11 protein-coding genes are annotated in these 12,333 nt (G+C 36.8%); 4 read left to right on the forward strand and 7 right to left on the reverse strand.

The genetic code is table 11. From position 1 onward, the window contains the following. Positions 1 to 315 precede the first annotated feature (315 nt). The 6 genes from phoU to gshB form a co-directional block, all read right to left on the reverse strand. On the reverse strand, positions 316 to 1,038 hold the full coding sequence (gene phoU / locus ACFIK6_RS02255; protein ID WP_375641597.1) for a phosphate signaling complex protein PhoU: 723 nt from the start codon (positions 1,036 to 1,038) through the stop codon (positions 316 to 318). Between the two features lie 21 nt (positions 1,039 to 1,059). Then, entirely contained in the window at positions 1,060 to 1,818 is a 759-nt protein-coding gene (gene pstB / locus ACFIK6_RS02260; RefSeq protein WP_375625677.1) for a phosphate ABC transporter ATP-binding protein PstB, read from the reverse strand. 50 nt (positions 1,819 to 1,868) lie between these two features. After that, a complete protein-coding gene (pstA, locus tag ACFIK6_RS02265) occupies positions 1,869 to 3,158 on the reverse strand; it encodes a phosphate ABC transporter permease PstA (RefSeq protein WP_375641598.1) in 1,290 nt (429 codons plus the stop codon). Further along, on the reverse strand, positions 3,155 to 4,615 hold the full coding sequence (gene pstC / locus ACFIK6_RS02270; RefSeq protein ID WP_375677312.1) for a phosphate ABC transporter permease subunit PstC: 1,461 nt from the start codon (positions 4,613 to 4,615) through the stop codon (positions 3,155 to 3,157). Before pstC ends, pstA begins: the two co-directional genes overlap by 4 nt. A 75-nt stretch (positions 4,616 to 4,690) precedes the next feature. Next, on the reverse strand, positions 4,691 to 5,737 hold the full coding sequence (locus ACFIK6_RS02275; protein WP_375677313.1) for a PstS family phosphate ABC transporter substrate-binding protein: 1,047 nt from the start codon (positions 5,735 to 5,737) through the stop codon (positions 4,691 to 4,693). 143 nt (positions 5,738 to 5,880) lie between these two features. After that, a complete protein-coding gene (gene gshB / locus ACFIK6_RS02280) occupies positions 5,881 to 6,819 on the reverse strand; it encodes a glutathione synthase (protein ID WP_375677314.1) in 939 nt (312 codons plus the stop codon). An 87-nt stretch (positions 6,820 to 6,906) separates the two neighbouring features. On the opposite strand from gshB, the gene ACFIK6_RS02285 reads away from it, so the two are divergent. Continuing rightward, positions 6,907 to 7,701 carry a molybdopterin-synthase adenylyltransferase MoeB gene (locus tag ACFIK6_RS02285; RefSeq protein ID WP_375677315.1) on the forward strand — a complete coding sequence of 265 codons (795 nt, stop codon included), beginning with the start codon at positions 6,907 to 6,909 and terminating at the stop codon, positions 7,699 to 7,701. An 883-nt stretch (positions 7,702 to 8,584) separates the two neighbouring features. Here ACFIK6_RS02285 and ACFIK6_RS02290 read toward each other — a convergent pair. Then, positions 8,585 to 9,148, reverse strand: a complete 564-nt coding sequence (locus ACFIK6_RS02290) for a c-type cytochrome (protein ID WP_375677316.1) — start codon at positions 9,146 to 9,148, stop codon at positions 8,585 to 8,587. Positions 9,149 to 9,252: 104 nt separating this feature from the next. Between ACFIK6_RS02290 and ACFIK6_RS02295 the strand changes: the two genes are divergently transcribed. From ACFIK6_RS02295 to ACFIK6_RS02305, 3 genes are all read left to right on the forward strand, one after another. Then, positions 9,253 to 9,984: a 3-deoxy-manno-octulosonate cytidylyltransferase gene (locus ACFIK6_RS02295; protein ID WP_375677317.1), complete on the forward strand. Its 732-nt coding sequence runs from the start codon at positions 9,253 to 9,255 to the stop codon at positions 9,982 to 9,984. Beyond that, positions 9,981 to 10,844 carry a prephenate dehydratase gene (locus ACFIK6_RS02300; protein ID WP_375677318.1) on the forward strand — a complete coding sequence of 288 codons (864 nt, stop codon included), beginning with the start codon at positions 9,981 to 9,983 and terminating at the stop codon, positions 10,842 to 10,844. Before ACFIK6_RS02295 ends, ACFIK6_RS02300 begins: the two co-directional genes overlap by 4 nt. Before the next feature lie 537 nt (positions 10,845 to 11,381). Beyond that, positions 11,382 to 11,789: a hypothetical protein gene (locus tag ACFIK6_RS02305; protein ID WP_375641606.1), complete on the forward strand. Its 408-nt coding sequence runs from the start codon at positions 11,382 to 11,384 to the stop codon at positions 11,787 to 11,789. The last annotated feature ends 544 nt before the right edge of the window (positions 11,790 to 12,333 follow it).

The raw sequence follows: 12,333 nt of genomic DNA on the forward strand, positions 1-12,333 counted from the left end.
TTTGGATACCAAAACTCTTTGCATCGATATTGAAAAAAACAATACAGATATCCCCTTTAATATAAAATTTTAACAAAATGATCTGAAAGGAAATTCCCCTAGAAAACTCCCCTCCGTCCAAAATGTGAGCAATGATATCATCCAATATACAAATATGTCAAACTAAGAGTTAGCAATCTTCCATGCTTCTCTGAAAAAACTCTTCGTTGCTTCTTTGTGCTTTTCCATAAGATGGTTATCTTATTCTTTCTATAGCTGCACTGTAAGAAAATACTCATATATCTACAAACTGATTTTATATATATAAGAAAAATTTTAATCTATTTTCTTCTCACCTACCCCAACTTTATAAGTAAGGTCATCGCGAGGACGATCAGAAGACATATGGTAACCCGTTATGATATAATGCAGCATTTCAGCAATATTCGTAACATGATCACCAATTCGTTCAATATTCTTTAAACAAAACAGTAAGTGCGTACAAGCCGTAATATTGCGCATATCTTCCATCATATACGTCAAAAGTTCACGAAAAAGAGAAGTATACAAAGCGTCAATCTTCTCATCACGCTCACGCACAGCGTCAACACGCTCTAATAGGCGACTCGTATAAGCATTTAAGACTTCTTTTAATTGATTGAGCGCTAAAGCTGTAATTGTTTCAAGCCCATGATAAAGAGAAGCAGATTGACGTATTTCTGAAAGTGCAACAGTCCTTTTAGCAATGTTTTTAGCCATATCCCCAATCCGCTCAAGATCAGAAGAAATACGAATGGCTCCAATAATTTCACGCAAATCAACAGCCATCGGTTGGCGTTTGCAAATAATAGCAACCGCTTTTTCATCAATGTCACGTTCTGCTTCATCTAAAAACACATCATCGGCAATCACTGTCGTTGCAAGTTGAAGATCACTACACACAATCGATGCGACAGAACGTTCAATCATCCTTTCTGCATGGCTCCCCATTTCTGTAATCCTTGCTTTTAAATATTTTAGTTCTGCATCATAAGAACGGACAGTATGGTTCATAGACATATCTTACACTCCTCAATTCACCTATCCAAAACGCCCCGTAATATAATCTTGCGTCCGTTGCTCTTTTGGTGAGGTAAAGATCATTTCCGTCGCACCAACTTCTACTAAATGCCCTAAATGAAACATAGCCGTATATTGAGAAACACGTGCGGCCTGTTGCATGGAATGCGTTACGATAACAATTGTATAATTTTGCCGTAATGCATCGATAAGCTCTTCAATCCGTGCCGTCGCAATGGGATCAAGAGCTGAACAGGGCTCATCCATCAAAATAACTTCAGGACTAACTGCAATAGCACGCGCAATACACAAACGCTGTTGTTGCCCCCCTGATAAACTTGTTCCAAGATCATGAAGACGGTCTTTTACTTCTTCAAACAAACCTGCCTGCCTCAAACTCTTTTCAACTACATCATGCAATTCAGAGCGCGTTTTAACTAAACCATGAATGCGTGGACCATACGCAACATTCTCAAATATGGATTTTGGAAAAGGACTAGGCTTTTGAAAAACCATTCCAACACGAGCGCGCAATTCTACAACATCAATCCTCTGGTCATAAATATTCTCCCCATCTAAGGTAATAAGACCGGTTGTTTTAGCGCCTTCAATCGTATCATTCATACGGTTAAAACAACGCAAAAAAGTCGACTTTCCGCATCCTGATGGACCAATCAGAGCTGTTACTTGATGTTCAGGAATATCAAGTGTAATACCATGGAGTGCTTCTTTGTCTCCATAAGAAACCTTCACATCCTGACCTCGCATTTTAATCTTCATTACAAAAATTCACCTTACAAAAATCTTATCAAAGCTATTGTTTATTAAAATTACTGGCGGCGTTCAAATCGTCGACGTAAAAAAACCGCAGAAACATTCATGATCGCAAGAAAAATCATTAATACAATAATAGCACCTGATGTCTTTTCAACAAAAGCGCGCTCTGCTTCACCCGCCCACATAAAAATTTGAACAGGCAAAGCTGTTGCTGGATCCATGGGGGTCGTAGGAATATTAACAACAAAAGCAACCATTCCAATCAAAAGCAAAGGCGCTGTTTCACCCAAAGCCTGTGCGACTCCAATAATTGTGCCTGTCAAAATACCAGGCGCAGCTAAAGGAACAACATGATGAAAAATCATTTGTGTTTTTGATGCTCCCAGTCCTAAAGCTGCTGCACGAATAGAGAGAGGAACAGCACGCAAAGCAGAACGTGTTGCAATAATGATCGTGGGAAGAGTCATGAGCGCTAAAACAAGACCACCAACAAAAGAGGCTGAACGTGGTAATCCTAAAAAATTAACAAAAAAAGAGAGTCCTAAAAGACCAAACACAATTGAAGGAACAGCTGCAAGATTATTGATGTTAACCTCTATAAAATCTGTAAATTTATTTTTGCGTGCATATTCTTCCAAATAAAGAGCCGTTGCTATGCCTATCGGAAGTGAAACTAATAAAACGATGCCTATCATATAAAGAGAACCAATGATCGCAACACCTAATCCTGCAGTCTCAGGACGACTTGAAGCGCCAAATGTAAAAAAACCAATATTAAATGTTTTATAAAGCGTACCATCACGCGCTAAACGCTTTATCCATTCTACTTGTCGATTAGAAACCTTACGGTTTTTTTCTGCTACGCGCAAATCAATCTGTCCCTTATAAGCAGAATCAATATCCGCAGATGCCAAAACTTTGATTTTTTGCGTTGTGCCAATCAGTTTTGGATTCTTTGTCACCATTTCACGCAGTTGAACGCGGACACCATTTGAAAACATACGATTAATGTCCAGAAGAGAGGCTCGATCATTTTGATCTATATTCAGTTTCTTTACTAAAGCATTGCGTACAAGAAGTGGATAATTCGCCGTCATGAGTATTTGCGGTTTTGTTTTACGTTGACCACTTGGATCAATGATCTTTTCATCCAAATAAATCGATAATGTCATTTCACTTTGAAAAAAAGCTGTATAGCCTTGACTAATGATAGACCATAAAAGCGTAAATAAAAAAAACAAACCAATAAAAATAGCAATCAAACCATAGGCGCGAAAACGACGTTCAGCCCAATACCGACGCTTGAGGCTAATATTGCGACGAGGAAAAAAATCTTCATTCATTCATATTGTTCCCGATATTTACGCACAATATAAAGAGCTAGAATATTCATCAAAAGTGTCATAACAAAGAGCGTCATCCCTAAAGCAAAAGCCACCAGAGTTTGTGGAGAATTAAACTCAAAATCACCGGTCAATTGATTAACAATCTTAACAGTCATCGTAGTCATTGCTTCGAAAGGATTGAGTGTTAAGTTTGCTGCAACACCTGCCGCCAAAACCACAATCATTGTTTCTCCAATTGCACGCGATGCCGTCAACAAAATGGCCCCCATAATCCCTGGAAGCGCTGCTGGTATAACAACTTTTTTAATTGTTTCAGATTGCGTTGCGCCTAAACCATAAGAACCTTCACGTAAAATGCGTGGTACAGCCGTAATAACATCATCCGATAAGGAGGAAACAAAAGGTATCAACATAATTCCCATCACAACTCCAGCGGTCAAAACACTTTGTGCCATAATAAAACCACCCCCCTCTGAGAGAGACGCAGAGAGATCACGTAAAAATGGTCCGACAACCTTTAAAGCAAAAAAACCATAAACAATGGTTGGGATGCCAGCAAGAACTTCCAACAATGGTTTTACAATTGCTCGCAATCGCGCAGAAGCATACTCAGCCATATAAAGAGCTGAAAATAGTCCTATCGGTACAGCAAAAAGCATAGCGACAAATGCAATATAAAGCGTACCAGCAAGAAGCGGTATTAAACCAAATTGTCCTATTTCATCGCTTGAACCGCTCGCGGAAAAACGCGGATCCCAAACTGTCCCTAAAAAGAAATTTGAAAAGGATACAGACTGAAAAAAGCTTACTGCCTGAAAAAGCATAGAAAGCGCAATGGCTATTGTTGTTAAAACTGCAACAATAGATGCACAAATTAATCCAATAATAATAAAAGATTCAACCTTATTGCGCGCACGTTGATGAGGCGCAATTTGCATCATTCCACAGATAAAACCAAAGGACGCAATAGCAAAAAGGAAGCCATAACCTATAAACTTAAGCTTTTCAGAAGAGAATACCCACGACTGTGCTATTTTGAACACATCATCCGATGCTTCATGAGGTAAAATCAATCCCTTCGCGAGTAATTGTGCCTGCACTTCCTTATAGGAAGAGGTAGAAAGATTCCCCTCAAAGCGATAAATCTTTTTGACGAGACTTCGAAGTGTCTCCCAAAGTAGATCGTGATTTACAGGCCCTGTTACATGCGCACTATACGCCCCAAGTTCTCGAGAGGCATTATATTCTAAATAAATTGTACTCCCAGCATCCCAAAAAATTAAAAAAATAAAAGCTGGAATAACAGTAATCAAAAATGTCCACCAGCCATAATAATACGCACGAGAATGCATTTTATGCTGTCTGTATTCAAGAGTGCGTGCTCGCATATAAGAAATACAAAAGCCACAAAATCCAAAAATCAATAATAGCAAAACAATGAAGGAAATGCGCATTTTATCTTTCAGTTTTTATAAAAAATAGCACCAAAATTTCCTATCCCAGAAATCCAACAAATTATTCCCTGCAAATTATTTCAATGTCATTATTCGACCAGCAGAAAAATCAGAACGCTGTGCTTGACGCTCCTTTTCAGGAGAAACAATCAAACCATATTCAGCCAAAGGACCCTCTGGACCAATCATTTGATCAGAAAGAAAAAAGTCAACATACTCTCGCAAACCTGCAACAATACCTAAATGTGCTTTCTTAATATAGAAAAAAAGCGGACGAGAAACTGGATATTGTCCACTAGAAATCGTCTCAACCGTTGGCGCAAAACCGTTAATATCGGCAACCTTTAGCCTATCAGCATTATTTTGATAAAAAGACAAACCAAAAATACCAACCCCTGTTTTATTAGAAGTTAGACGCGCAAATGTTTCAGAATAATCACCATCAATATCAACCGCTTTTCCATCCTTACGTACCGCAATACAAGCAGTGTGTATCTCCTTATCATCCATTCCTAAAGACTTCATCACCTCAACTGCCCCACTCTCTTTACACCCTTCAGTAAGTAATTTTTCCTCAAAAACTTCACGCGTCCCATGCTTCTCTCCAGGAATATACGCTGCTATCGTCCAATTAGGAAGAGCACTATTAACTGCACTCCATTTCAAAACATTATTTGGTTGCAATTTTCCGTCTATAATAATTCGAGCAGCAAGAGCTTTATAAACATCTACTGGCTGTAATTTCCAATCAGGACCCTTAATATCTGTTGCAAAAACAATGCCATCATACCCAATACGTATTTCCTCAACATCTTTTACACCAGCATCAAAACAAGACTGTAATTCACTCGGTTTCATTGCTCGCGAAGCATTAACAATATCAACGGTGTTCTCCCCAATACCACGGCAGAATTCCTTAATACCAGCTCCTGTTCCACCCGATTCGATAACAGGAACCTTAAAATTGGGATAAATCTCTCCAAATGTCTCAGCAACAATCTTTTGATAAGGTAAAACTGTAGATGAACCAGTAATCTGTATTTGATCGCGCGCATTGCCTCCATTTGCTGACAGCAGTAGCGCAAAAATCAATCCCACTCCAATTGATAATACTCTGTTCATCTATAAACTCCCTAAAAATTGAGGACAAAGCCTCTTAATTCATATCATACAGTCATTGTAGTTCACATTTGCAACATAACAAATATAAAAAAGCAACATGGATCATTTTTTTAAAACCATGTTTTGGTCCTCTGTCAAATAAATTAATTTGAACACTTGAACTCAATAACATCCCAAAACAAATGAGCAACATCTGTACCGCAGAAGCGTTTAATTTCACGAATTCCCGTAGGAGATGTCACATTAATTTCTGTTATATAATCTCCGATCACATCAATCCCCACAAAAAGAAGACCACGTTCCTTTAAGGCTGGACCAATGCGTTCACAAATCTCATAATCACGTTTTGTTAACTCAACATTTTCCGCACGACCTCCAACATGCATATTAGAGCGCACATCTGTTTCTGTCGGAATTCGATTAATAGCTCCAACAGGTGTACCATCAAGCAAAATAATCCTTTTATCCCCTTTTCGTACTGCCTCTAAATAGCGCTGAACAATAAAAGGTTCGTGATAAATTTCTGCAAACATTTCCAACAATGATGCTAAATTGCGATCATCTTGTTTTAAATAAAAAATACCAGCGCCCCCATTTCCATAAAGTGGTTTAACAATAATATCGCCAAATGTCTCTCTAAAAGCTGTTATTTCTTCAATATCTTTGGTAATTAATGTTTCTGGCATCAGATCGGAAAATTCAGTAACAAAAATTTTTTCTGGACTGTTGCGTACCCATGCTGGATCATTCACAACAAGTGTTTTAGGATGAATACGTTCTAACAAATGAGTCGTTGTGATATAATTGAGATCAAAAGGTGGATCTTGGCGTAAAAGAACCACATCCATATCTGTTAATTCCGTGCGAACAGACTTTTCTAATTGATAGTGGCTTCCCTCTTTATCATGTACAATCAATGGCTCTAGTCGTGCAATCACACAACCATCGTATAGAGATAAACGATCTGGTGTATAATGGAAGAGAGAGTGTCCACGTTCTTGTGCTGCTAAAGCGAGTGCAAATGTCGTATCTCCTTGAATCCGAACTGTTGAAATATGATCCATTTGAATGGCAATTTTCATAAATAAATCCTCCCTATCCTAAAAGCAGACTAGTCTATGCACCATAAACTTAGTAAACAATAAAAGAACTATGACAAGAGAAAATTTATGACACAAGAAACAGATATAAAATTAAACAACAAAGAAATCGAACGCTATGCACGCCACATCATTTTGCCTGAAATTGGTGGTGCAGGGCAACAAAAGCTAAAAAAAGCACGTGTTCTTGTTGTAGGCGCTGGTGGTCTTGGTACTCCTGTCTTAATCTATTTGGCTGCCGCAGGGGTTGGAACCCTTGGAATTGTCGATAACGACATCGTTTCACTTTCCAATTTACAACGCCAAGTTATTCATAAAACAAATGCAATAAACAAAAGCAAAACAGACAGTGCTGAAACCACTATAAAAGCAATAAATCCCCATGTTGTAGTTGAAAAACACACTCTACGCTTAGATAAAAGTAATGTGGATAAACTGCTCAATGCTTACCACATCATTGTTGATGGAAGTGATAATTTTACGACACGCTATCTTCTTGCTGATCACGCTGCCCAATGCAAAAAACCTTTAATAAGTGGTGCTGTAGAACGTTTTAATGGCTCATTAACCGTCCTTATGCCGTATAAAGACAATAATCCTCACTATCGCGACTTATTTCCCACCCCTCCGGCTCACGGAACTATCCCAACATGCGCTGAAACTGGAATCATCGGTGTTTTACCTGGTGTTATTGGAACCCTACAAGCAATGGAAGTTATTAAAATGATCACAAACATCGGAGAGCCATTAGTAGGAAAAATTCTTCTCTATAATGGATTATTAGCGCAATTTAATATTATTACTTATAAACGCTCAAATTATAAAGAAAATGCCATAGTTATTAAGAAGCCTGGAGAATCATGATTATGTCCCCTCTCCTAATAATTTTTAGCACTCTTGCAATACGTGAAATACTGATGTTTTGTCATAAGTCATCGAAACACTGTAACCAATGAAAATTATTTATCACAAATATGGAAACCCGTTTGTGAAAAAGTAATTCTCTATAATGGATTATCAGCATAATTTCATGTCATCGTCTATAAATGGACAGAGACTCGTGCAAACTTAGCTGCCATCAGTATTCTTGTGTAAAAAATTTTCGAAGTAGATAAAAATACAATCAGCAGAACTCTATTCAACTATTTTACTATTCACACATACAAAATTGCCTCACATGAAAGTGCTTACTTCAAGCCATAACCTATAAATAATTAATCTAAGTCATATTTTAGTGATCGATACTATAAAAGGTCAATGATTTGTATCTACACCTCTAACTTCAAGAGGAAACGTCTATTCATCAAGCATCATAAAATGCAGTTTAGGATTATTGCACGTATAAGAACAATCAATAGTCTCTGTTCATAAGAAAAATACATGGTGTATAGAAGGATTAAGATAAACCTCATGGAGAGCTTTAATTACATAATTATTGCGTTCAGAAACAGAAAGCTGCGGCTCATGAATTGATAATCCTTGAACAATAATTTCACAGACAAGCATATTATAGAAAAAGTGAAGCAAACAAATCTTAAAAACCAATCTGCAGATGATAGCGTAAGGAGTACATTTTTATAAAAGATCTCTTTAAAACAAGCGCGTAAATATGCAACGTTAAATGTGTTCTGTTTTGCGCGAGGGGCGTTTCCCTAACAAAACATCAATAAGAGCTCTTTTGATAACCGTAAAACTAAAATTACAAAAAAATCAGACTTCTTTCTAAAATTAACATCTATGGTATAAGTTAATTTGGCTCTTTCGCTTTATTATTATCCATTGGTAAAGGAACAGGATGATCGGATAAACTGCGTAAATAAAGCAAAAGATCGGCACGATCTTGGTCATTTTTAATTCCACGAAAAGACATAATGGTCCCAGGAAAAGCTTCACGTGGAGAATGTAAATAACGATCTAACGTTACAAAATCCCATTTTTGATCAGAATGAGCACGCAATGCCCGTGAATAAGCAAAACCTGCTGCTGATGCCAAAGGGCGGTTAACAATCTCCCAAAGAACTGGACCAACACGCCCTGCTTCATTGCGTCCAGAAGTATGGCATATGGCACATTGGCGAAAAATTTTACGGCCATTTTCAAAATTTCCTTGTTGAAGACGGCTATTTAGTGATAGGGAAATATCAGGTGCTTTTTGTTTTTCTTTAAATGTATCATTCTTGGCAACTGTATGATAATATTGAATTGATGTAGGATGGTCGTAAATGATATTGCTGAGTGTGAAAATCCCCACAATAATGACCAGTACACATAAACAAGCACAAATAAAATAAATAAATCTCAGGCGATTCATAAAAACTCAAATATTCACGGTTTCATTACCATTTTTAGTTTAAGCTTTTTCTTTATAACACACAACATCATAAATGCATCACAGATGACATTTGGAATCTTACAATGACTCTTGAACCAATTATTCTTATTCCTGCCCGTATAGGCTCAACCCGTCTTCCTCAAAAAGCTCTCGCTGAAATTGGCGGAAAACCGATGATTGTTCATGTCGCAGAACAAGCCAAAAAAGCTGCAATAGGGCGTACAATCGTTGCAACAGATCATAATGATATCGCTAAAGCTGTTGCAGATTATGGGCATGAATGTATCATAACACAAGGCGATCATAAATCTGGATCTGATCGTATTTATGAAGCTTTGATGCGTATTGATCCGGAGCAACGTTACAATACCATTTTAAATATACAAGGTGACTTACCAACAATAATGCCTCGTGAAATCATTCATGCTTTACGCCCTTTAGAAAATAGCTTTACTGATATTGCAACCTTGGGTGCTCAAATCATTGAAGAAAATGAAAAAAGAGATCCCAATATCGTCAAAATCGTTGGTACACCGCTTTCTCAAAATCGCCTTCGTGCTCTTTATTTTACGCGCACCACAGCACCTTATGGAGATGGTCCTCTTTATCACCATATTGGAATATACGCTTATCGGCGCGAAGCACTTGAGAAATTTGTATCATTCAAACCCTCTACACTTGAGATGCGTGAAAAACTTGAACAATTACGTGCATTAGAAAACAATATGCGTATCGATGTGGAAATAGTCGATACAATTCCCTTAGGCGTAGACACACAACATGATCTCAATAGAGTTCGTGAGATTTTAGCATGAAAATACTTCAAAAAACCAATAAAATTTCTTTCCAAGGAGAATACGGCGCTAATTCCCATATTGCTTGCTCCAATATGTTCCCCAATATGGATGCTGTTCCCTCTGCTACTTTTGAAGACGCCCTTAATTTAGTGGAAAGTGGGAAAGCTGATCTTGCTATGATCCCTATTGAAAATACTCTTGCGGGACGCGTTGCAGACATTCATCATCTTTTACCGCAATCATCTCTTTATATTATTGATGAATATTTTTTACCTATCCATTTTCAATTAATGGTTTTGCCCGGCGTTACATATAACGAAATTAAAACCGTCCACAGCCATACGCATGCCCTTGCACAATGCCGAAAAATCATACGAAACAACGGTTGGAAACCTGTTGTTTCTACAGACACTGCTGGAGCTGCAAAATTTATTAAAAAAAATGCTAAACGTTCACAGGCTGCCTTAGCTCCTCTGATCGCAGCAGAACTCTATGGACTTGATATTCTTGAAAGAGATGTTGAAGATAACCCTCATAATATTACCCGTTTTGTCATCCTCTCACGCTCCAAACGACATGTTCCCAAACCTCAAAATGGCGAAAAAATCATCACCAGTCTTCTTTTTCGAGTGCGCAATGTCCCCGCTGCTCTCTATAAAGCTATGGGAGGATTTGCAACGAATGGTATCAATATGACAAAATTAGAAAGCTATCAAATTGGTGGAAATTTCAACGCAACACAATTTTTTGTTGATATTGAAGGACATCCTGAAGACCCGATGATGAAACTTGCCTTAGAAGAATTATCTTTCTTTTCTGCAGAACTGCGTATTATCGGTACTTATCCAGCACAAAACGATCGAGCATCGTATATATAAAAGCAATTAAACTGCCATCATTCTTTGCTGATATCAAAGAGCATCGTAAAAATTTCATGATGCGACGCATCTTGGAAGAGCTCGTTTTTTCTACTCAACACCCTTCATAAACACTGAAGAAGAAAAAACAGCTCGTAACAGAATATATAAATTATTTTCATAATATTTTTTCACAAATTATATCATGATAAAAAGCAATTCAACTTGCATCAAAACAAATGTAAAAAACACAGTAACCACAAATAAAAAAACTTGTACCATATATTTCCCTTTATATATTAAAGGGAGGTTCTTGAGAAAAGTCATTTCCTCTGATAATTTATTCCAATAAAGATAACGAATTTCTAAATTGGCTCTCAAAACAATTCAAATTATTATACATAATAGAGCATTCAAATCTCTTAGACTGATATCATTCTGAACATGGTTTAAAGCTAGAAAATGCAACTTAGTCCTGCTTTTAGCATTAAGTTTGAACTTTCATTTTTATAAAAACTGATTTATGATTCATCTCACTTTAGAAAAAAGGAAAGGATAATGAAAAAAATCTTCGCGCAAGGATTATTAGCCGCAAATATTCTCGCCTACTCTAGTGTTGCATTTGCTGGCTTTGGTGAGAGAAAGTGGAATTTTTCGCTGGATGAAAGTGTTGTGATAACCCCATCCGATATTGTCCATCAAGGAGTTGAATACTCTTGTAGTACCTTTAAACCGAATAAAGTATCCTTCACTTTATCGTACTCTACTCCTTCTGATCTAAACAAATTGAGAATTGTTGTTGATGATGAAAAGAAAATAACCCATGATAAAGAAAAGAAGGTCTTTACACTAAAAAATATAAAATCTCTTCACATAAGTTTTCCTTCGTCAGGACATTATATTTTTAAAAATATTACGAAGAAAAAAGTTGTTGGAACAAATTGTGACACAGGAGATTATGATTAATAATATTTCTATAACATCTAAACTTGAGTAGAGTTATTCTTTTTTCAGGTGTTTTTTCAAAATACGGCATGATAGGCTATTAAAACTAATTGCTGAAGAGGTGTTTTATACTAATATGGAAGAACCTTAAGCTGCTCAGAACATTAGGTATTGAAGGACTTTTGCAAAAACTAAAAGACTAAAATTCAATTGCTCTGTATTTTCTACTATCAGAGCTATTTTTAAAATAATAATATAACTTTTATCTTCGCAATTGCTTCATTTTAAGCACTATAAAGCACATCGTGCCCAAATCACTTAGATAAACAGAAAAGTAAAATTTGCTCTATAGATGCATTCCTTGCTGCATTTTAAATCATACTCATTCAGCTTTTGTAAAAATTCATCTTGCTTTTCCCTCCTTGTTAAAGGATATAATTATTTGAAAATATAAAATGTCGTTTATATAGAATAAGAATCTTTTTATGCTTATAAAATTAGCACCGCCTTATTTCTATAGCGTTTAATGTCGCCTCTTCTCTTGCATGAGTACAGCCCCTTGAAA

This window comes from Bartonella sp. AS69XJJH (assembly GCF_042195585.1).
Taxonomy (GTDB): Bacteria; Pseudomonadota; Alphaproteobacteria; order Rhizobiales; family Rhizobiaceae; genus Bartonella.

What these genes read in the sequence shown, in the direction of transcription:
- ACFIK6_RS02295 (WP_375677317.1), top strand. Translation starts at nt 9,253, where the DNA reads ATGACTCTTGAACCAATTATTCTTATTCCTGCCCGTATAGGCTCAACC.
- ACFIK6_RS02300 (WP_375677318.1), top strand. Translation starts at nt 9,981, where the DNA reads ATGAAAATACTTCAAAAAACCAATAAAATTTCTTTCCAAGGAGAATAC.
- ACFIK6_RS02305 (WP_375641606.1), top strand. Translation starts at nt 11,382, where the DNA reads ATGAAAAAAATCTTCGCGCAAGGATTATTAGCCGCAAATATTCTCGCC.
- phoU (WP_375641597.1), bottom strand. Translation starts at nt 1,038, where the DNA reads ATGTCTATGAACCATACTGTCCGTTCTTATGATGCAGAACTAAAATAT.
- gshB (WP_375677314.1), bottom strand. Translation starts at nt 6,819, where the DNA reads ATGAAAATTGCCATTCAAATGGATCATATTTCAACAGTTCGGATTCAA.
- pstB (WP_375625677.1), bottom strand. Translation starts at nt 1,818, where the DNA reads ATGAAGATTAAAATGCGAGGTCAGGATGTGAAGGTTTCTTATGGAGAC.
- ACFIK6_RS02285 (WP_375677315.1), top strand. Translation starts at nt 6,907, where the DNA reads ATGACACAAGAAACAGATATAAAATTAAACAACAAAGAAATCGAACGC.
- pstA (WP_375641598.1), bottom strand. Translation starts at nt 3,158, where the DNA reads ATGAATGAAGATTTTTTTCCTCGTCGCAATATTAGCCTCAAGCGTCGG.
- ACFIK6_RS02290 (WP_375677316.1), bottom strand. Translation starts at nt 9,148, where the DNA reads ATGAATCGCCTGAGATTTATTTATTTTATTTGTGCTTGTTTATGTGTA.
- pstC (WP_375677312.1), bottom strand. Translation starts at nt 4,615, where the DNA reads ATGCGCATTTCCTTCATTGTTTTGCTATTATTGATTTTTGGATTTTGT.
- ACFIK6_RS02275 (WP_375677313.1), bottom strand. Translation starts at nt 5,737, where the DNA reads ATGAACAGAGTATTATCAATTGGAGTGGGATTGATTTTTGCGCTACTG.